The sequence below is a fragment of the Pseudomonas sp. NPDC047961 genome, from assembly GCF_050272435.1.
Taxonomy (GTDB): Bacteria; Pseudomonadota; Gammaproteobacteria; order Pseudomonadales; family Pseudomonadaceae; genus Stutzerimonas.
Map to the genome: position 1 here is coordinate 575,130 of NZ_JBNNMD010000003.1, position 19,252 is coordinate 594,381.

Sequence of the window (19,252 nt, forward strand, 5' to 3'; positions counted from 1 at the left end):
GGCTGGGCCTGGGCAGGCTTTCGGTTATCCTTGCGCTCCCCGCACAGCAGGAATGTTTCCCTGATGAAAGACCCACTTGCCGAACTGATCCGTCTGATCAGTTCGGGCTGCATGAGCGACGACGAGATCAACCGGCTCGCTGACGAAGCGGCTCAAGCCTATGCCGACCCTCAGGCCTTTCTGCAGGCCAACCCGGACATCATCTACGACGATGACTTCCCCATCCCGTTGGGCGAATGGATGATCGTCGGCAGCCTGCCGGATACCGTGCTGTTCCAGGCCGATGACTACCAGGCGCTGTTCGAGCAGATCGTCGGTTCGTTCGGCCCGGACGTGAATTTCATCCTCAAGCCCAAGCAATTGGCCAAGACCGAGCCATTGAAGGCGCTCAACCGCATCCAGACCCAGCTCAGCAGCCTTTACCCAGAAAAAGGCGGTTACGTGCTGGTGGACTTCAGCGAGCCACTGGACGATGAGTTGCAGGCCGTACTCGTCTATACCTGCGATATCGAGCGGGTCATGGCCCTGGCAGTAGAAGTGGGCATCTACGCCACGCCCGCGCTGGCGGCGCTACAGGCCCAAAGCCAGGCGTGAATCAGCGGCGACGCAATGGCTCGAGCAGCAGCGACAGACCGTTGTGGTCGATCTCCTGCATCAGCGCCAGCAGCTGACCCAGATCCCCGGGCGGGAAGCCGACCCGGGCGAACCAGTTCAGGTAGTTGCCCGGAAGATCCGCGATCAGCCGGCCCTTGTATTTGCCGTAGGGCATCGTCTGGGTCACCAGGCGTTCGAGGTCTTCAGCTTTCATTGCAGCAATTCATCGGCAGATGGGCGGCAAATACTGCCATAGCCGATCTGGCCGTGCAGCCTTGCGCCCGTTTCGCACATTTGCGCGACCTGTCGGTCGGATAGAAACGCAGCTGCCAGTTCAGACCGCATGGCAACTCGACGCGTCTGCGCCGCTGCGCCCAACTCTGAAAGCCGAGGACAGCAAGATGACGGATCAACCGAGCCCCAAGCCCGAACTGGACGACGCCGCGCTGGCGTTCGCCGCTCAGGTTTTCGAAAGCGCCCGCAGCGGTGATGCCGAGCGCCTCACCGATCTGCTCGGTCGCGGCTTGCCCGCCAACATTCGCAACCACAATGGCGACAGCCTGTTGATGCTCGCCAGTTACCACGGCCATCTCGACGCCTCGCGCGTGCTGCTGGAGAACGGTGCCGACCCCCAGCTGCGCAACGACAAGGGCCAGAGTCCGCTGGCGGGCGCTGCCTTTAAGGGCAACCTGCAAATGGCACGACTGCTGCTCGATCAGGGTGCCGATGTCGAAAGCGCCTCGCCCGACGGCAAGACCGCCCTGATGATGGCGGCCATGTTCAATCGCAGTGAAATTGTCGAACTCTTACTGACGCGCGGCGCAGACCCAAGCCGGGCCGACATGAACGGCGTGACGCCTCTGGCCGCTGCGCAAGCCATGGGCGCCCAGGACACACCCAAACTGCTAACCGAAGCCGTTGCTGCCTGCAGCTGAGTTTCAGCTTCGCAGCGTCTGAACGACGTCTCTCCTGTACCCAACGCACCGCACATCGGACGGCTGCAGCTGTCAGTAACCGTGACCTGGCCAACCGCCGAGCTGGCCGACCCCGATCCAACAGAGGAGCACTCATGAGCATCGAAACGCTATCGATCGAAGGCATCGCCACGCCTGTATCGCGTATTGGCTTGGGCACCTGGGCCATCGGTGGCTGGATGTGGGGCGGCGCGGATGACGACCGCTCCGTCACCACCATTCGCAGTGCCCTGGAACGCGGCATCAACCTGATCGACACCGCACCGGTGTACGGCTTCGGTCACTCCGAAGAGGTCGTAGGCAAGGCCCTAGAAGGCGTGCGCGATCAGGCAGTGATCGCCACCAAGGTCGCACTGGACTGGAGCGAAGGCGGTCCGCGGCGCAATTCGACGCCCGCTCGCATCCGCCAGGAAATCGAAGACTCGCTGCGTCGGCTGCGCACTGACCGCATCGACCTGTATCAGGTGCATTGGCCGGACCCGCTGGTTCCCATCGAAGAAACCGCGGCCGAGTTGGAAAAGCTGCGCCAGGAAGGCAAGATCCTCGCGATCGGCGTGAGCAATTATTCCACCGAGCAGATGGATAGGTTTCGTAAAGCCGCGCCGCTGGCCTCCGTGCAGCCACCGTATAACCTCTTCGAGCGCGCCATCGAAGCCGACGTACTTCCCTACGCTCGGGATAACGGCCTGGTGGTGCTCGGCTACGGCGCCCTGTGCCGCGGTCTGCTTTCCGGGCGGATGACCAGCAGCACCACCTTTGATGGTGACGACTTGCGCAAGTCCGACCCGAAGTTTAAGTCGCCGCGCTTCGAGCAGTACCTCGCTGCAGTCGAGGCATTGAAAGCGCTGGCGCAAGACCGTCACGGCAAATCAGTGCTGGCGCTCGCCATCCGTTGGGTGCTCGACCAAGGCCCGACCATTGCGCTCTGGGGCGCTCGTCGACCAGACCAGCTGGACGGCATCGACGATGCCTTCGGATGGTCGTTGAGTCCACAGGACCTGACGGACATCGATGCACTCCTTGCCGAGCACATCACCGATCCGGTAGGACCGGAATTTATGGCGCCGCCTAGCCGCAAGGCGTAACGCCTGTGGTTCTGCCTGAAGCTGCAGCGTTACTTCAGGCAGAACCAGAAACGACTCGCTTCGCATTATTCATGCACTAAATGGACACAAGCGGAACGATGTCGCGATAATCCGCGCCCTCTCGAACATGGACTAACCCCTACAGGGTCGGTCATCGACGAAGGATCGTTCCAACCGTGCGCGCACTGTCCGTTGCCGTGTCCCTTCTGTTCTTTTCCGTGTTGACGCAGGCTGCGGAGCGCCCACTGCGATTCTCGGTCAGCGACAGCTCGACCATGCCCATGATTCATCTAGAGAACGGTCTCCCTACAGACGGAATTCTTCACGACCTGCACAGGCGCATCGCCGAAAAGCTCGGGCGTAAAGCCGAGCAACTGGTGATGTCACGAACGCGCATCCAGCCGCTGCTGGCCGAGGGCGCAGTCGATGTCAGCTGCTATATGAACCCGGCCTGGCTGGCAGTAGACCACGCAAGCTATCGTTGGAGCGTCCCGTTCATGACGCAGCGCAGCATTCTGGTGGCTCGGCCTGAAACACCTCCAGCCAAGCTCTCCAGCCTGCGCGGCCGACGGGTCGGTACGGTGCTCGGCTTCTTCTACCCGGAGGCGGATGCATCGTTTCGAGACGGCACCTTGATTCGCGACGATGCACGAACAGAGCACCTAGTACTGGAAAAACTCGCTGCCGGACGTGAACGTTATGCGATCAGCACTCAGGTAGCACTGGATTGGTTCAATCGAGACAGACCCGTAGACCGCAGACTAAAGGCAATCGACCGGCTCTCGGAGTCCTCCATCCACTGCATCGTGCGTGATGAGACTGACGTCCCGGCCCGAGAGATACTTGAAGTCATGCAACAGATGCAGCACGACGGCGAGTTCGAGGCGATCCTGGCGAAGTATCGATAGCCGCTCGGCCTCGCATGTTCGACCTTGTTGCGTCATAAGCGCGCTCTGCCCCCTCCGTCCTGAGACGAACTTCAACCTACGATCGCTGCCTACCTATTCGCCCTAATCCCGCTAGCCCAGTGCCGCTCGACGCAAGCGGCGCGTGTCCGCTAATCGACCCATCCCATTGAGGCACCGATGACCCAAGTGAACGCCACAGGCAAGTCGACATTCTCGGCGCGCGCCATATTGCTGATCGAGCTGGCCCTGGCCATGGGTGGGTTCGCCATCGGTACGGGCGAATTCGCCATCATGGGGCTGATGCCCAACGTCGCGCAGGGCCTGGGGATCAGCGAGCCGCAAGTGGGCCATGTGATCAGCACCTATGCCCTGGGTGTCGTGGTAGGCGCACCGCTGCTGGCGATCCTCGGCTCGCGGATGTTCCGCCGGCACCTACTTTTGCTCCTGATGGGCTTTTTCGCTCTGGGCAATTTCGCCAGCGCCATCGCACCGGATTACCACTCGCTGATGCTGTTCCGCTTCATCGCCGGCCTGCCCCATGGGGCCTACTTCGGCGTGGCGATGCTGGTCGCCGCCTCGATGGTTGCACCTGACCAGCGGGCCAAGGCGGTCAGCCGCGTGCTAGCGGGCCTCACCATCGCCATGTTGATCGGCAATCCCACCGCCACCTGGCTGGGGCAATGGCTCAGCTGGCGCTGGGCGTTTGGTCTGGTCGGAATGATCGCGCTGCTGACGGTGTTGCTTGTGGCGATCTTCCTGCCGCTCAACCGCAGCGAGCCGCGCAACAACCCGATGCGCGAACTGCGTGATTTCAATCGAAAACCGGTGTGGCTGGCGCTGGCCATTAGTTCGATCGGTTTCGCTGGCATGTTCTGCGTGTTCAGCTACCTGGCACCAACCATGCTGGAGGTCACTGGCGTCAGCGAGAACTGGATCCCGGTGGGGCTGGCCGCTTTCGGTCTGGGCGGCATCGTCGGCAACCTCTTTGGCGGCTGGTTGTTCGACAAGCTGGGATTCAAGGCTGTTGCCTGGCTGTTGCTGTGGAGCATCCTGGTCCTACTGATGTTCCCGCTCGCTACACACTCCCTGTGGACGATCCTCCCAGCCGCGTTTGCGGTAGGCACTATGGTGTCGCTCGGCCCGCCCCTGCAGACCCACCTGATGGACGTGGCGGGCGAGGCCCAGACGCTTGGAGCTGCGTCCAACCATTCAGCCTTCAATGTCGCCAACGCCCTCGGGCCGTGGCTCGGCGGACTGGCGATCAGCGCAGGGCTTGGCTGGACCTCGACTGGCTACATCGGCGCCGCTACCGGCGCCGTCGGCTTGCTGGTGTTCTGGTGGGCCTGGACCACAAGCAGTGGAAGCGAAGAAACCAGGGGAGCCGCCACCGCCTGCGATTGAGCTGCGCGCCTCACCGAGTGGCAGGCGCGGTGAGCACATCAACGGCCTGGCCGAGATAGCGCAACAGGCCGTCGTCTACCCAGGTGCCTTCCATCAAGCCGGGCTCCTGCTGGTTGGCCTGACGAATTCGCTGCTGCGTCTGTGGATCATCTCCCGCGTAGGCGCGAAACAGCGCCAACCAACGCCGGGCCAGCTGTTGCACGGCCTCGTCGTCAGGTCCCAGGCCCTCTCGTTGAGCCTTGCGCAACTCGGCGATCAACCTGGGCCACTCGCGCATGCTTTCCAGGTAATGCTTGCGCATAAAGGCAAACGCGTCGGTATCCAGGTAGCGCTCGTAAATAACCAGCTTGCTCTCCGCGAACGCCCGCAGAACGTAGTCGCTAACCTCGCGGGTGATACCCGTTTGCTGCTGCAACGCCGGCTCGTTCAGGTGCATGGCGTCGAGCTTGGCCAGCAGAGCGGGATCGGCCGCGGTGTCCCGCTCCAATCGCACCATCCAACGCCGTGCCAGATCCTGCGCCTGCGGTTCCTGTGAGCTCACGCCTTCGTGCATCAGCCGCGCCGCCTCTTCTGCCAGCTCCGCCCAGCAGGCATCGCTGGCAGCGTTACGGTTATAGAACGGCAACTGCCGTAATTCATCTTCGGAAAAATACTTCTCGTACATGCTCATTAACTCCAGTGCTTCCAGCCAGTCGGCAAGCGTCGGCTTCTGTCCCGCGATGCACTGCTGGTGCAGCTGCGCCAGCCGCTCGCGCAGCCGGATCTGGCGCGCGATCTGCTGGTCGAGCAGCTTTAGCTGCTGCTCAATCACGGAGGAAACCGACCGCTCCTGCCGGTCAAGGATCGCCCCGACGTCGGCCAGCGAAACGCCCAGGCTTCGCAGCGCCTGGATCTGCTGCAGTCGCGCAACATCGTCGCGGTTGTACAGCCGATAGCCAGCGTCGGAGCGCGCGGACGGGCGCAGCAATCCGATGTCGTCGTAGTGGTGCAATGTCCTGACGGTCAAACCACAGCGTCGAGCCAACTCACCTACTTTCAACTGCATCGCAAAGCGCTCCTCGTCCGTGCGGGAGTGATGATCGAGCCTCACGCAGCGTGAGGGTCAATGGGGTGAATCGCCTTTTTCACCGTGGCTCGCCTCAGGCGTCGGGCCACGACGATCAGGCATTACTGCAGGGCATACTCGAAGGTACTGACGACCCGCAGACGCTTGCCCGGCGTGCGGCCGGTGTCCATGTCGCTGCCGTCATCATCGAGCACGCGGATCACGCCCTGGTTGGCGGTCTTCAGTTCACCAAGTTGCGCGCCGGCATCTTCGGCAAACTTTGCAGCCTGCTCGCGGGCGTTGCGGGTGGCATCTTCTAACAGCGCCGGTTTGAGGTCGTTGAAGCCACGCAGCTGGTAGCGCGGGCCACTGAATCCGTTCTGTTCGGTATCCAGTTGGATGCCGGCCAGAATCAGCGGATCTACACCATTGGCAGCCTTGCCGACCGCTTCGACACGTGCCGATTTCACCAGCACCTGGCCACTGCCGTTGAAGCGCAGGGCGATTTCCTGCGGCGCCCATTCGCGCGCCAGCAGGTCCTGAACCTGCAACGGGCGGACCTCGATCTCGTCGTCACTGAAACCCTGTTCGTGCAAAAACGCCACGACCCGACTGCGGTCCTCGGACAGGCCCTGCTGAACACTGGCGAAGTCGTTGCCGGCACGGCGGAAGCCGAGTGTCCAGACGGCGAAGTCACTCGCCACGTCCCGCTCAGCCAGGCCTTTGACCGTCACCGAGCGATCCGCCATCCGGAAGCGCTCCACGCCCTGCCCCACGGACCAACCGGCGAAGGCCACCGCAGCGGCGATCAACAGGGCGGGCAGCAAACCGATACGTGCTGTAGTCACGATGAAGCTCCATTACGGATAAGAACCCGTGATGCTACTCCGCACTGGCGCTCGATGGCGTGTGGTTACCAGCGCAACGCTGCAATCTGTAGTAATGACTTGCCGTCGCTAGCCGCTTGCGTGCCTCGCCCGCTGGCCGCTCAATGTCGATTCCCGAAGGAGACCTTCCCGCTGCATGTCGAAATTGCCATTTTTCCGCACCAGAGCCCGCACCTTTGTTTCGCTGATCGTCGCCGCAGTGTTCACCCTGCTGCCCGTCGGCTGCTCGATGCTCGAACAGAAAGAGCGCGAACTGGTGCTTCGCATCGAGCCCGGTACCGCCAGTTGGTACCGCGGCCTACCAGACGGTGTGGAGGAGCTGGAGTTAAGCGCGCCTGCATTCGGCGACAGCCAGAACATCCACGCATGGTGGTGGCCGGCTGCCGAGCGAGACGCGCCGGCGATCCTTTATCTGCACGGTTCTCGCTGGAACCTCACCGGGCACCTGTTCCGACTCGAACAGATACGTTCACTGGGCTTCTCCGTATTGGCGATCGACTATCGTGGCTTTGGCCAAAGCCTCGGCGAGCTGCCGTCGGAGGCCAGCGTATATGAGGATGCGCGTATCGCCTGGGACCATCTGAAAACCCTGCAGCCCGATGCGGACAAACGTCTGATCTATGGCCACTCGCTGGGTGGTGCAGTGGCGGTGGACCTCGCCGCCGAGCTGGGACGCGAAGCCGAACGCCGTGGCGAAGCGCCGGAAGCGCGTGCGCTGATCGTCGAATCCACCTTTACCAGCCTGGCCGATATTGCAACGGAGGTGGCCGACACGCCCTGGCCAGTCCGCTGGCTGGTGTCGCAGAAATTCGACTCCATCGACAAGATCGATCAGGTCGGCATGCCGCTGTTACTGGTCCATGGCACGGCTGATCAATACGTACCGGCGCGCTTCAGCGAAGAACTCTTTGCCGCCGCTCAGAACCCCAAACAGCTGCTGCTGATCGAGGGCGGCAACCACAACAACGCCATGCGCGTCGGCCGCCGCGCCTATGCCGACGCGATCCGCCAGCTGTTGAACGGGCCCGTCGTGCACAGTGCCGATGATCAGACGCACCCAGTCACCCAGGCCAACCGCAGTTAGCGCCGTTTTCGCCGCCAAACAGACCTAAAATGTCGCGCTCAGCACGCCTCGCTGACTGAGGGTTGCGTCTCGCCCGACCAGGGATTGCGACCTTCCCCGATCCAGTCCAGGCTCGCCTGCCAGAAACCGTCTCGATGTCGCTCACGAAACAGGTCGAAGTGCCCGATCTGCTCCATGCCCAGTACCGCCGGACTCAGCTGGACCTGCTGCACCGCGGCATTGCGGTAGTAGGACAGCCCGCGGGCGATCGCCGGGGGCGTGCCGTACTCGTCGTCGCTCAGGCTCACCGCCAGGATCGGCGCGCTGATCGCGGCGAAGCGGCGTAGCACCTCGGCCCGTTCGTGCTCCGGATAGCTCTGTTCCAAGCGTGCCCGACGGAATGCCCATTCGCGCGCGACGCCTGCGGGCAGGTCTTCCAGCCAGCCCAGCCGGCGACCCGGGAAATATCCGCACAGCGCCGTCACCGCCGGCATGAACAGGTGCCACTTGGCAAACATCTGCCAGCGTTGCGCGGCGGCATAGTCGCGCCAGTAGGCATATTGCGCGCCCACACTGAGAAAACGATCGACCTCGGTAGCGGACTCGGCAAAACCCGGCAGAAAACCACCGATGCTATGACCGACGGCCACCAATGGCCCATCGGGATCACGCTGGCGCATCCAGCGCACCGCCGCATCAAAGTCCAGATCGCCCCAATCTCGCCAACGGATGGTCGCCTTTCGCAAGCTGGCCGGGCGTGACCCGCCGATACCGCGATAGTCATACGTCATCACCGCATAGCCACGTTCGCGCAGGAAGCCGGCGTAGCGCGCGTAATACCGCGCCAGCACACCGGTGGCGCTGCTGACGATCACCGAGCCACGTGCCTGTCCCGGTGGCAGCCAGAGTTGCGCAGCGAGCGGGTAGCCATCGCGGCAAGGCAGAGAAAGTTGCTTGGGCATGGGCAGGTTTCGTTCTGGAGTCTTCTACATCCTTGCCTACCGGAGCGGGTCTTGCCAGTGACCGGGCCGGTAAAACAACCTGGCCCCAGCGAATTTTCCCTCCGATCACAGCAGTGTTTGGCTCGATACCGGCGCATAGCGCCAAATGTCGAACGCAGCGCTGGCTCAGCACCCGCTCAAGCGGCTAGTGTATCGCCGCCTTGCCGCTTCGCTTTGGCGAAACCCGTCTAGATCCAGCCGTTCGGCCCTTAACCGTCATCCGTTCACTGCGGCAAAAGCCGTTATCGGAGTTATCCATGCAAAGCGATCAGCTGATCGTGTTCGCCGTTCTCGCCGCCACATTGGGCCTGTTCGTGTGGAATCGCTGGCGTTACGACATCGTCGCCCTTGCCGCCTTGCTGGTGGTTACCCTGGCCGGCATCGTGCCGCCGGAAAAGGCGTTCATGGGCCTTGGCCATCCGGCCGTGATCACTGTTGCTGCTGTGTTGGTGCTCAGCCGCGGCTTGCTCAATGCCGGTGTGGTGGATTCGCTGGCGCGGCACCTGACCAAGGTCGGCGATCGACCCTGGATCCAGGTGCTGACGCTGTCCGGTATCGTCGCCTTGTGCTCGGGCTTCATGAACAACGTCGGCGCACTCGCGCTGTTCATGCCGGTAGCCGTCTGGATGTCGCGCCAGAGCGGCCGCTCGCCTTCCTATCTGCTGATGCCCCTGGCTTTCGGCTCTTTGCTCGGCGGCACCCTGACCCTGATCGGCACGCCGCCGAACATCATCATTGCCGGCTATCGGCGTGAAGTCAGCGAAGCGCCGTTCGGTATGTTCGACTTTCTGCCGGTGGGCCTCGCGATCACCCTCGTCGGGGTGCTGTTGATCGCTCTGCTCTGGCGCTTGACGCCTCGTCGCGAGGACCCGAGCGGTGAGCAGGAGCTGTTCGAAATCAGTGCTTACTTGACCGAACTGCAGATTCCGGCCGACAGCAAATACGCTGGCCGCACCCTGCATGATCTGATCGCTGCGGGCGGTGACGAGGTCGATGTGATGGTCACCGGGCTGGTACGTGCCGGAAAGTACCACCGTATGCCGTCGACCTATGAAGTGCTACGCGACGACGACATCCTGCTGGTCGAAGCTGACTCTGACAGCCTGAAACGTTTTCTCGATGTGACCCACCTGCGCCTTGCTGCCGAAGCCGACAGCAAGGCGGAAGCCCGTGAAAAAGCAGAACAGGACAAACAGCTGAAACGGAACGGTGAGCCTGACAAACAGCCCGAAGCCGCCGATTCCAAAGCCGACCGCAACGCCGAGCGCGCCCTGGCCGAGGCCATCGTGACTGCAAGTTCGTCTTTGATCGGTACCAGCGCCTCCGGTCTGGCACTGCGTGAGCGCCATGGCGTCAACATCCTGGCCGTGGCTCGGCAAGGGCAGCGATTGCAACAGCGGCTGGGCAAGATCCGCTTTGCCGCGGGCGACATCCTGCTGTTGCAGGCGCGTGAGGATCAGCTGCAATCGACGCTTAACAGTCTCGGTTGCCTGCCGCTGGCATCGCGCGGCCTGCGGATCACCGCGCCTCGCCAGGTGCTGCTCGCCAGCAGCATCTTTGCCGCCGCGCTGGCGCTCATTGCGCTGGGCATGGTGCCGTCCGCCGTCGCACTGGTGGGCGGCGCATTAGCGATGATTCTGGTCGGGCTGGTCCCCACGGGGGACATCTACAAAAGCATCGACATGTCGATCATCGTCCTGATTGCCGCGATGTTGCCCATTGGCGAAGCGCTGGAAAGCACCGGAGGCTCGCGCCTGATCGCCGATGCCCTGCTGGACGTTGGCCAGGCCGCCCCGCCGGCAGCCACCGTGGCGCTCCTGATGGTGGGTGTGATGCTGCTGTCGAACGTGGTCAACAACGCCGCCGCCGCGGTGCTCGCCGCGCCCGTGGCGATCGCGCTCGCACGCGGTATGGACGCCTCCGCCGATCCGCTATTGATGGCGGTCGCCATCGGTGCTTCCTGCGCCTTTCTGACGCCCATCGGGCACCAGTCGAACACGCTGGTCATGGCGCCCGGCGGCTACCGTTTCGGTGACTACTGGCGGCTCGGGCTACCGCTGTCGATTCTGGTGGTGCTGGTGGCCGTGCCCATCATCCTTTGGGTCTGGCCGCTATAGCTGCATCCACGGCAGGCACGGATATCGGCGCACCGGCCACCGCACCCGCGGCGTGGCTCAACGCGTCTTGAGTCCATCCAGCAACGCCTCATGGAACACATCCGGCGCCTCGACCTGCGGTGAATGGCCCAGTTCAGGGAAAGGCACCAGGGTCGCGTCGGGAATCATCGCTGCGGCCTGCCGGCCAAGTTCGGGGTAGTCCCCCAGGCGTTTCGCGACGTCTTCCGGCGCTCGATTGGCACCCGGTGCGGTGCGGTCCTTGCCACCGATCAGCAACAGGGTCGGCACGCTCAACGTGTCGAATTCGTGGATCACCGGCTGGGTGAACACCATGTCGGAGGTCAACGCCTGGTTCCAGGCAACGATTTCTTTGCCGTCACCGGCGTACATCCCAGCGAGCATGTTCACCCAGCGGTCATAGCGCGGCTTCCAGCTGCCGTTGTAGTAGAACTTCTGCTGGTAGGCTTTGATCTTTTCGAAGTCGGTCTTCAACTCGCTCTGGTACAGCTCTTCGATCGGCGCATAGGGCACTCCCTTTTCTTGCCAATCCTCAAGCCCGATGGGATTGACCAACACCAGTTGCTCGACCATCTGCGGGTAATTCAGTGCGAACCGTGACGCCAGCATGCCACCCATGGAATGACCGATCACCGTGGCCTGTTCGATGTCCAGCGACTGCAAGAGCGCCCGGGTGTTGTGTGCCAGCTGCGCAAAGCTGAACTGGTAAGCCTCAGGCTTGCTGGAGCTGCAAAAGCCGATCTGATCAGGCGCAATGACTCGATAACCGTTCTGCGAAAGCACCTCGATGCTCTCCTCCCAGGTCGCCGCACAGAAGTTCTTGCCATGCATCAGCACGACCGTTCGCCCATTGGCCTTGCCCGCTGGGGCCACGTCCATGTAAGCCATGGTCAATGGCTGGCGCTGAGACGAAAACTCGAAGCGCTTGATCGGGTGCGGATACTCAAACCCTTCAAGGTGCGGGCCGTAGGTCGGTTGTTGTTCAGCGTGCAGCGCAGGGACCAGAGCAAGCCCGGCGACGAACATCAGAGAGGATATGGCTCGTTTCACGCATCGACTCCTGGCAGGCGACCATTCGGCCGCGATGGCGTATGGGTCGTTGTGCGGAGCCGGCTGTTACCAACGTTCAGACAGGCGCCGAAGGCTCAAGCACAACGGTTTGCCTATCTGGGAGCACGAAACCGGAGGGAGGGTTCGGCGAGGCCGGTGCAAGAATGTTTCTTCGTGATACCGCCTCGCGCCAGTGACCAAACTGCGACACCGGCCGCGAACGAGGCAACGCTGCTACTGGGCGTCGATCTGCTGGATATCGAAGCCGATGCGGTTATCACTGCTGATGCGGAACTGCAGCGTTTCTCCCGACTCGACCCGCGCCGCTTTCTCGCGCAGCAGACTACCCTTGCCGCACAGCGTGTCGTCCTCAGGGTCCGATTCGATGCTGACGATGCGCATCCCGGCCGGCACGTGCAAGTGCACCTGCTCGCCGACATGGATCCGCGCCGCCAGCCTGCGATCGACCATCACCGCCACGTAGCAGCCGCCGCCGCGAATGCCGAAGTCGCGGGTCACCACCAACTCGCCACCATTGGCCACAGGTGTCTGAAAGCCACGCAGACGCTCCTCGGGCACTGGCGTGATGTCCTCCGGGTCCGCCTGCCAGGACGAGCAACCGGCCAAAGCCAACACAGGGATGAGTGCGAGCATCATGCGCATAAGGATTCTCCTGTCAGATAAGCGAAGCGGTGATGGTATGACAGGTGTGTTCGCTCACCGTGCGGAAATATGCGCTCACCTGGATCTAACGGGTCGACACCGGATGACTGCTGCCCGGATACGGCCGCTCTTCTTCCAGCGTCCCGTGGCGATCGTAGACCTCGACCGATGCGGTCTTGCCTTCCATCAAGCTATCCAGGCCGGTGAACATTTCGTCCTTGGTCAGGGTTCGCAATACCGTTTCCTGGGATTGCTGATCGGTCAGCTCCCAGCCCATCGGGGTCGGGTTCACGTGATACTTGTCCATCTGGCACTCCTGGATGTGGCGCAGTTTCGGCTGCGCAGGTCATTCAACTTCAGCCGCGGCTGTCTTGGTCGTCATCGATCTCGCTGTCGTCGAAATCAGGATCCTCGCCTGCTTCCTTCTCGCCGGCGTCGGTCATGGTGACGTCCGGCAGGTCGTCGGCTGGCTTGTTCTGCTCAGGCTGAGTCTGGTCGCTCTGGTTCATGGCTACCTCGTTGCGTTGGTGCGATAGGGTCTAACCATTTGGAGCAACAGCCGGCCGATAGCGTTCGCCTGTTCAGCCACCGGCGGTCCGATCAGCCCGCCTTGATCGAAAGAATCCAGCATCCTTCCCAACTTGCGATTGCAGCGCCCCCCGGACTCCACCACACTGCCGACAATCCAATCTTTGACCGGAGCTGCTGCCATGCCTGCCACCCAAACCCCGTCGCGCGACAGTATTCTGGCCGACCCGGATGCGCTCAACTGCACTATCTACCGCGCTCACGAAACCGACCCGGATGGTGAAGAACGCGACATGGGCGACGCCCGCGTCATCATCACCGGGCAGTTCGAGCCGCCGCAGGAGTGGGATGCCAAGGCGCGCGCCGACTATTTCGACGGGATGCCGGAAGACGCCTTCTTCACCGCTGTATTCGCCAGCGAACCTGGCTCCGACTCAACAGGGTTCTTTACCGTCGAAGCCGACGATTATGCTGCTGTCACCGAACAGGACGGCAGCATCTCCATGTTCTATGTCTGCGAGCGACTGGACGACGACAGCTACGTGCTGCTGCGCGAGGAAGACGACGAGGAATAACCGCACGCAGACGGTTACCGAACCCTCGCCTCGCTAGCCGGGTCTGTCTTGTATAGGCAGACCCGTCGGCCGTACCCGATATGCCTGAGTAACACCCCGCACACCATTCGCCGCAAAGAGGAATCGCATGAGCCCTCTGCTCCGCCGCTGGCAATCCCCCGTCACACGAATGAAGCTGGTCGCCGGCCTGCTCCTGTTGCTCGCCGCGCTGCTCTACGTCATCGCAACCGCCATGGAGCCGCGCCACTCGGCCTGGGGCTACCTCGCCTCTTTTGCAGAAGCGGCAATGGTCGGTGCGATTGCCGACTGGTTCGCCGTGACCGCCCTGTTCCGCCACCCGCTCGGCCTGCCGATCCCGCATACGGCGATCATTCCGCGCAGCAAAGCGCGCATCGGGCGGAATCTGTCGACCTTCATCACCACTCACTTCTTGTCCACTCCGATGGTGCTGGCCAAGCTCGAAGCACTGGATATCGGCGGCCGGCTAGCCAACTGGCTGCGCCATCCCGCTAATGCCGAAGCGGTTGGCCGCCAGCTCACCGGCATGGCGCGGTTCGGCGTCGAGTCGCTGCACGACGAGCGCGTGCAGGCCTTCGTTCAGGCCAAGCTGATCAACCGAGCGCGCAAGGTCGATCTCGCACCGATCTGCGGTCAGGTGCTGGAAATGCTCACCCGACAGGGCAAGCATCAGGCGATGCTCGATGAAGCGCTGATCAAGGTCGATGCGCTGCTGCAGGACGATGACACCCGTGCACTGGTGGCCGATGCCATCACCGCAGAGGTCCGCACGCTGCGCTATCTGGGACTCGGCAAGGCGGTCGGTGGTTGGTCGGCGAACAAGTTCGTCGACGGCGTATCGGCTGTCATCGCCGAGATCGCGGGTGACCCTGAACATCCGCTACGGGAGCGCTTCGACGAGCATGTTGTGGAGTACATCGACCGGCTCAAGCATGACCCGGCTTATCGGCTGGAAGTCGAACGCATCGTCGCTCAGCTGCTGGAACACCCTGCTACCACCGATTACCTGCAGACGCTCTGGCGTGAACTGACCGAGTGGCTGGAAGCGGATCTGGAGAGCGCGGATTCACGCATCGGCAAGCGGATCGTGCGCCTGACCCAGGGCTTGGGCGACTCGCTTTCCGCCGACACGTCCATGCGTACCTGGATCAACGAGCAACTGATGGCGGCCGCGCCCAGCCTGCTCGAGCGCTACCGCGGGCAGATCGGCAAATACATCACCCAGCGCGTGGAAAACTGGGAGAGCCGCGAACTGGTCGAGCAGATGGAACAGAGCGTCGGCAAAGACCTGCAGTACATCCGCATCAACGGCACCCTGGTGGGCGGGCTCGTCGGGCTGCTGCTGCATGCCCTGACTCAGCTGGCAGCTGGCTGAGCATTGAGCGAGCGCAGCGTGTCGCAGATCTGACTGGCACTGGTCCCGTCGGTCAGCGGTCGATCCCAACGCAGGCTCGCAGGCTTGCCGTTCATGTACCACAGCCGATTGGCGAGCTGATCGGCGTCGCGCGCATCGTGGGTCACGCAGATCAATGCCATCTGTGGCTGCCCCTCAAGCAGCCGGACAATCAGCTCGCGCAGTTCGGCAGCGCGGTCCGGGTCCAACGAGGCAAAGGGCTCATCGAGCAAGAGCAGATCAGGTTTGACGGCCAGACACCGAGCCAGCGAGGCGCGGCGCGCCATACCCAGCGAGAGCTGATCCGGCAGACGATCACCAGCATCGCCCAGGCCAACGTCGGCCAGTAGCCGATCGATATCGCCCGCCGCCGCGCCAACCAGCTTGAGGTTCTGTCGCACGCTGTACCAGGGCAGCAGGCGGTGCTCCTGAAACAGGTAGCCGACGCGCCGCCCGGATTGAAGACGGATCATCGGAGCCAGGCGTGGATCAAGGCCTGCGATGGCGTTGAGCAAGGTGGTCTTGCCGACGCCGGAGGGGCCCAGCAAGCAGATTCGATCCCCGGCCCGCACCTGTACGTCGATCAGCCCGAGCACCGGATGGCCTGCCGCTACGCCATCGATGCGCAGCTCAAGCATGCTGCATCCCGGCGTTGCGCCAGCTCGATGCGCGACGCTCCAGCGGCTGCAGCAGCGCCAGCTCGATCAGCTGTACGACGGCAATGAAGGCCAGGCTATAGGCCAATATGCTCGCCACGTCGAAGACTTGAAACGCCATGTGCAGCTGGAAGCCGACGCCATCGGAGCGGCCCAGCAGTTCGACCACCAGGACGATCTTCCAGATCAGCGCCAGGCCCCCGCGGGTCGCCGCCATCAGATACGGAAACAGCTGCGGCAGCCAGACGTTCGCCACCCGCTGCCAACGGTTAAAGCCATAGACCTGGGCCATCTGTTCCAGCTTCGGATCGAGGCTGCGCGCGCCTTCGCGCACCGTCACCGCCACGTTCGGCACTTTATTGATCACCACCGCCAGCACCGCTGCCGCTTCCACCAGACCGAACCAGACATAGAGCAGGATGATGGTGACCAGCGCTGGCAGGTTGAGAAACAGCACCAGCAGCGGATCGAGCACCGCGTTGGCGAACCGCGAGCGCCCCATCCAGACGCCCAGCAGCGCACCCAGCACCATCGCAAGCGCAAAGCTGATCAGCACCCGACGCAGGGTGACCAACAGATGATGAGGCAGCTCACCACTCTGGACGGCGAGCCAGAACGCATGCGCCACCTCAGCCGGCGAAGGCAGCAGCGGTGTGTCCACTGTCAGCGCAATGACGGCCCACACCGCGACCAACAGCGGCAGTGCAACCCAGCAGGCATAGCGCGAGCCGGTCATGGTTCGCTCTGAAACAGCGCCGCGGGCATCAGCTTTTCCGGCTCGGCGCCGGTCAGCAGCAACAGCCGATGCAGCGCAGCGATGCGCGCCGCGTCCAGCGGTTGGGGGATGCCTTCGATAAAGCTGTCATGCAGCGCGGCGAACACCGCGTCGTTATCGGCCCGCATCAAGGGCCGGATTTCCTGCCAGAGATCGGGCTGACTCGCCAGCTGGCCCTTGGTTTCGCGCAAGGCGCGGGAGAAGCGCTGCAAGAGATCATCGTGTTCAATCGCCCAGGCTTGCGGGAACAGGTAGCCGAGCACCGGGAGATCGGGGTCGAGACCCAGCGTTCCGATCAGATCCGCCAGACCGAAGGCAATACGCACACCGCCCTCACCACGCAGGCGCGCCGAGAAGTGCCAGAAGGTCAGCAGCGCGTCCACCTGGCCACGCCGCAACGCCTGGCTGAGCAGGGGCGGCGCCGCGTACTGCACCGTCGCCTCTCGGGCCAGGTCAATCCCCTGCCCGGCCGCCACCTGCTGCAGCAGTTGCCAACCAAGCCCGTCCGGGCCACCGGCGACGCCAATGCGCTTGCCGCGCAGGTCGGCCAGGGTGCGAATGTCGCTGCCATCGTTGACCAACACTTCACCGATCTGCGAGGAAAACGGCAGGTAGCGATACGCCGTCCCGGCCTCGTAGCGTGCCTGCGCCCAGAGCAGGTCGCTTACCGCGCCGTCCACGCTGCCGCTGCTCAGCGCCAGACGCGACGCTGGCAAATCAGCCACCAAACGCACCTCGAGATCGAAGCCGTTGGCCTTGTCCAACCCGTGACGCTTGAGATGGTCGAGTTCCCAATGCGGCGTGCCGAACTGCAAGACGCTAAGGGTCAGCACCGGCAGCGGTTGCGTCTCGCCCTGCGCCTGGACGACCAGCGGGACTACCGCGAGCAGAACCACACGCCCGCATCGAAGCGCTGCGAGGCAGGCGCGAGCGAAAGACAAGGTGAGGAACCACGGAGCAGGCTTCATGCCCGAAGGGTACGAAGCCTCACATCAGCCACGAATAGTACTTTGGTGTTTCTTCGCTGCTGCGATGGTCGCGGCTGCAACCGGTGCGGCAGCGATGCCGGTTCAGGTGCCGATCAGTGCTCGCTCTCGGCAAGCTTGCTTACCAGCCGCGCCTGCAGCTTCTCCAGCTCTGCCGGATCGGCCTTACCTGCAGCGTGAATGCCGAGCCCCTCGCCCGAAAAGCGCGGGACGATGTGCACATGGATGTGAAACACCGTCTGCCCCGCCGGCGCCCCGTTGAACTGCGCCACCTGCACGCCATCGGGTTGCAACTCCTCGACGATCACACGCGCGAGCTTCTGCACCACCGCCATCACCTTGCACAGCGCATCGGTATCCACATCGAGGATGTTGCACGCCGCGGACCGCTTGGGAATCACCAGCGCATGCCCGTAGGACTGCGGAAACAGATCCAGGAAAGCGAGTACATCGTCATCCTCGTAGAGCTTGTAGCAAGGCGCATCGCCGCGAATGATCTGGGCGAAGATGTTCTGTGGGTCGTAGGGGGTAGTCAGGGACACGTGCGGCGCTCCATGGCGGGGGTTGGAGTCCAAACCATAGCGGGCGCCAATGCCCATGCAAAGCGGCGGATCCAACAACGTCACTCTGACAACCAATCTAATCAGGCGCCTGAGTGCACGTGCCACACTTCAACCAGACAGCAACGCGCAGAGACTGCGGCTGTCCGAATGGAAAGCGGCCAAGACGCGCGGCCGCAATACGACGCCCTGTTTCCATCCCCGACGTCACCCTCAGGAGGAACCGATGCACGATCTATCCACCTTCACCATCACCCAAAAATGGCCTGCCAGTTACCCGGATCGTCTGCAGCTGTATTCGCTGCCCACGCCCAACGGGGTGAAGGTTTCGATCATGCTGGAGGAGACCGGTCTGCCTTACGAGGCGCATCTGGTCAGCTTCGAGAGTGGTGACCAGCGCTCAGAAGAATTCCTTTCGCTGAACCCGAACAACAAGATTCCGGCGATCCTCGATCCCAACGGCCCGGACGGAGAGCCGCTGGCGTTGTTCGAGTCCGGTGCAATTCTGCTGTACCTGGCCGAGAAAACCGGCCAGTTGATGCCGGAAAACGCCGCAGCCCGCTACGAAACGATTCAGTGGTTGATGTTCCAGATGGGCGGCGTTGGCCCGATGTTCGGCCAGCTCGGTTTCTTTCATAAGTTCGCCGGCAAGGATTACGAAGACAAACGTCCGCGCGACCGTTACGTCGCCGAAGCCCAACGCTTGCTGGGCGTGCTGGAAAAGCGCCTGGAAGGTCGCGAATGGATCATGGGCGGGCGCTACAGCATCGCCGATATCGCTACATTCCCGTGGGTCCGCGGTCTGGTGGAGTTCTACGAAGCGCGTGAACTGGTGGAGTTCGAGCGCTTCGTCAACGTCCAGCGAGTACTGGATGCCTTCGTCGCCCGGCCAGCGGTGGCCAAGGGGCTGAATATTCCACCGCACGGGTGATGCTGGACTAGGGTTGACGGAGTG

22 protein-coding genes are annotated in these 19,252 nt (G+C 62.8%); 10 read left to right on the plus strand and 12 right to left on the minus strand.

The genetic code is table 11. The features are described 5' to 3' along the window. Positions 1-63: 63 nt before the first annotated feature. Positions 64-594: a hypothetical protein gene (locus ACQKIK_RS13460; protein ID WP_045425183.1), complete on the plus strand. Its 531-nt coding sequence runs from the start codon at positions 64-66 to the stop codon at positions 592-594. 1 nt (position 595) lies between these two features. On the opposite strand, the gene ACQKIK_RS13465 is transcribed toward ACQKIK_RS13460, so the two are convergent. Next, positions 596-808, minus strand: a complete 213-nt coding sequence (locus ACQKIK_RS13465; protein ID WP_045425182.1) for a DUF3820 family protein — start codon at positions 806-808, stop codon at positions 596-598. Between the two features lie 187 nt (positions 809-995). On the opposite strand from ACQKIK_RS13465, the gene ACQKIK_RS13470 reads away from it, so the two are divergent. From ACQKIK_RS13470 to ACQKIK_RS13485, 4 genes are all read left to right on the plus strand, one after another. Next, on the plus strand, positions 996-1,529 hold the full coding sequence (locus ACQKIK_RS13470) for an ankyrin repeat domain-containing protein (RefSeq protein WP_045431646.1): 534 nt from the start codon (positions 996-998) through the stop codon (positions 1,527-1,529). 134 nt (positions 1,530-1,663) lie between these two features. Beyond that, positions 1,664-2,653 carry an aldo/keto reductase gene (locus tag ACQKIK_RS13475; RefSeq protein ID WP_045425181.1) on the plus strand — a complete coding sequence of 330 codons (990 nt, stop codon included), beginning with the start codon at positions 1,664-1,666 and terminating at the stop codon, positions 2,651-2,653. Positions 2,654-2,829: 176 nt separating this feature from the next. After that, entirely contained in the window at positions 2,830-3,561 is a 732-nt protein-coding gene (locus ACQKIK_RS13480; RefSeq protein ID WP_063880475.1) for a substrate-binding periplasmic protein, read from the plus strand. 177 nt (positions 3,562-3,738) lie between these two features. Further along, complete coding sequence (locus tag ACQKIK_RS13485) at positions 3,739-4,962, plus strand: MFS transporter (RefSeq protein ID WP_045425179.1); 1,224 nt, start codon at positions 3,739-3,741, stop codon at positions 4,960-4,962. Between the two features lie 10 nt (positions 4,963-4,972). Here ACQKIK_RS13485 and ACQKIK_RS13490 read toward each other — a convergent pair whose 3' ends face one another. Next, on the minus strand, positions 4,973-6,007 hold the full coding sequence (locus ACQKIK_RS13490) for a MerR family transcriptional regulator (RefSeq protein ID WP_499136299.1): 1,035 nt from the start codon (positions 6,005-6,007) through the stop codon (positions 4,973-4,975). A gap of 122 nt (positions 6,008-6,129) precedes the next feature. Beyond that, positions 6,130-6,855, minus strand: coding sequence for an SIMPL domain-containing protein (locus ACQKIK_RS13495; RefSeq protein ID WP_127839850.1), 726 nt, complete (start codon positions 6,853-6,855; stop codon positions 6,130-6,132). A 175-nt stretch (positions 6,856-7,030) separates the two neighbouring features. Between ACQKIK_RS13495 and ACQKIK_RS13500 the strand changes: the two genes are divergently transcribed. After that, positions 7,031-7,978 (plus strand): alpha/beta hydrolase, encoded by a 948-nt coding sequence (locus ACQKIK_RS13500; protein WP_499136301.1) that lies wholly within the window; start codon positions 7,031-7,033, stop codon positions 7,976-7,978. A gap of 38 nt (positions 7,979-8,016) precedes the next feature. On the opposite strand, the gene ACQKIK_RS13505 is transcribed toward ACQKIK_RS13500, so the two are convergent. Next, a complete protein-coding gene (locus ACQKIK_RS13505) occupies positions 8,017-8,919 on the minus strand; it encodes an alpha/beta hydrolase family protein (protein WP_499136302.1) in 903 nt (300 codons plus the stop codon). 296 nt (positions 8,920-9,215) lie between these two features. Here ACQKIK_RS13505 and ACQKIK_RS13510 point away from each other — a divergent pair, with 296 nt between their 5' ends. Beyond that, positions 9,216-11,075, plus strand: coding sequence for an SLC13 family permease (locus ACQKIK_RS13510; RefSeq protein ID WP_499136303.1), 1,860 nt, complete (start codon positions 9,216-9,218; stop codon positions 11,073-11,075). A gap of 57 nt (positions 11,076-11,132) precedes the next feature. On the opposite strand, the gene ACQKIK_RS13515 is transcribed toward ACQKIK_RS13510, so the two are convergent. From ACQKIK_RS13515 to ACQKIK_RS13530, 4 genes are all read right to left on the minus strand, one after another. Continuing rightward, complete coding sequence (locus tag ACQKIK_RS13515) at positions 11,133-12,143, minus strand: alpha/beta fold hydrolase (RefSeq protein WP_499136305.1); 1,011 nt, start codon at positions 12,141-12,143, stop codon at positions 11,133-11,135. A gap of 234 nt (positions 12,144-12,377) precedes the next feature. Continuing rightward, the gene (locus ACQKIK_RS13520; RefSeq protein WP_499136306.1) at positions 12,378-12,806 is read right to left on the minus strand and encodes a 3-isopropylmalate dehydratase; all 429 of its coding nucleotides are present in this window, start codon (positions 12,804-12,806) and stop codon (positions 12,378-12,380) included. Positions 12,807-12,891: 85 nt separating this feature from the next. Then, a complete protein-coding gene (locus ACQKIK_RS13525; RefSeq protein WP_045425167.1) occupies positions 12,892-13,113 on the minus strand; it encodes a hypothetical protein in 222 nt (73 codons plus the stop codon). A 49-nt stretch (positions 13,114-13,162) separates the two neighbouring features. Next, positions 13,163-13,315, minus strand: a complete 153-nt coding sequence (locus ACQKIK_RS13530) for a hypothetical protein (RefSeq protein ID WP_181689938.1) — start codon at positions 13,313-13,315, stop codon at positions 13,163-13,165. Between the two features lie 201 nt (positions 13,316-13,516). On the opposite strand from ACQKIK_RS13530, the gene ACQKIK_RS13535 reads away from it, so the two are divergent. Together ACQKIK_RS13535 and ACQKIK_RS13540 are read left to right on the plus strand one after the other, a co-directional pair. Continuing rightward, entirely contained in the window at positions 13,517-13,909 is a 393-nt protein-coding gene (locus ACQKIK_RS13535; protein WP_045425165.1) for a hypothetical protein, read from the plus strand. A 127-nt stretch (positions 13,910-14,036) separates the two neighbouring features. Continuing rightward, positions 14,037-15,302, plus strand: a complete 1,266-nt coding sequence (locus ACQKIK_RS13540) for a DUF445 domain-containing protein (RefSeq protein WP_499136307.1) — start codon at positions 14,037-14,039, stop codon at positions 15,300-15,302. On the opposite strand, the gene ACQKIK_RS13545 is transcribed toward ACQKIK_RS13540, so the two are convergent. The 4 genes from ACQKIK_RS13545 to ACQKIK_RS13560 all read right to left on the minus strand — a co-directional run bounded on the left by ACQKIK_RS13545 (position 15,284) and on the right by ACQKIK_RS13560 (position 18,279). Continuing rightward, on the minus strand, positions 15,284-15,958 hold the full coding sequence (locus ACQKIK_RS13545) for an ATP-binding cassette domain-containing protein (protein ID WP_499136308.1): 675 nt from the start codon (positions 15,956-15,958) through the stop codon (positions 15,284-15,286). The genes ACQKIK_RS13540 and ACQKIK_RS13545 overlap by 19 nt on opposite strands. Further along, a complete protein-coding gene (locus ACQKIK_RS13550; protein ID WP_499136309.1) occupies positions 15,951-16,712 on the minus strand; it encodes an ABC transporter permease in 762 nt (253 codons plus the stop codon). Before ACQKIK_RS13550 ends, ACQKIK_RS13545 begins: the two co-directional genes overlap by 8 nt. After that, entirely contained in the window at positions 16,709-17,719 is a 1,011-nt protein-coding gene (locus tag ACQKIK_RS13555; protein WP_499136310.1) for an ABC transporter substrate-binding protein, read from the minus strand. The genes ACQKIK_RS13550 and ACQKIK_RS13555 overlap by 4 nt, the downstream gene beginning before the upstream one ends. Positions 17,720-17,832: 113 nt before the next feature. Next, positions 17,833-18,279: an HIT family protein gene (locus ACQKIK_RS13560; RefSeq protein ID WP_064482656.1), complete on the minus strand. Its 447-nt coding sequence runs from the start codon at positions 18,277-18,279 to the stop codon at positions 17,833-17,835. Positions 18,280-18,523: 244 nt separating this feature from the next. On the opposite strand from ACQKIK_RS13560, the gene ACQKIK_RS13565 reads away from it, so the two are divergent. Further along, positions 18,524-19,228 carry a glutathione S-transferase N-terminal domain-containing protein gene (locus tag ACQKIK_RS13565; protein ID WP_127839860.1) on the plus strand — a complete coding sequence of 235 codons (705 nt, stop codon included), beginning with the start codon at positions 18,524-18,526 and terminating at the stop codon, positions 19,226-19,228. The last annotated feature ends 24 nt before the right edge of the window (positions 19,229-19,252 follow it).